This is a genomic window from Bacillus sp. JJ1764 (genome assembly GCF_036962145.1).
Taxonomy (GTDB): Bacteria; Bacillota; Bacilli; order Bacillales; family Cytobacillaceae; genus Neobacillus.
The window spans coordinates 49,036-49,388 of sequence record NZ_JBALNY010000002.1 but is presented as its reverse complement, the minus strand read 5'-3'; the positions used below and the strand labels follow the sequence as shown (position 1 = coordinate 49,388).

The 353-nt window shown below is 43.3% G+C and carries 1 protein-coding gene; it reads right to left on the bottom strand.

Annotated features, from left to right (window positions below; genetic code table 11):
- On the bottom strand, nucleotides 1–231 hold a 231-nt coding region (locus V7083_RS00425; protein ID WP_335474212.1), incomplete at its 3' end, for an acyl-CoA dehydrogenase family protein.
- Between the last annotated feature and the right edge of the window lie 122 nt (nucleotides 232–353).

Sequence of the window (353 nt, the reverse complement as noted above, 5' to 3'; positions counted from 1 at the left end):
GGATAACTCCTCAACGGCGATACAATAAGCAAGATAATCGCTACCGATTCCGCCATACTCCTCCGGCCACGGAATCCCCGTCAATCCAAGCTCTGCCATTTTGTTAAAAATTTCTCGGTCAAAGCGCTCTTCCTCGTCGCGCTCCGCGGCTGTTGGCCCCACCTCATTTTTTGCAAAATCACGAACCATTTTACGAATCATTTCATGTTCTTCGGACAATTGGAAATGCATGTTATAAGTCCCCTTTTTTGAAAAATTTAGCCGGTTTGGGCTTTGAAAATTGGTATTAGTATTTCTACATGAGAGAGAGGAAATCTACGTGATTTTCAGTTTATCAACGCGTTTCCCGTTTT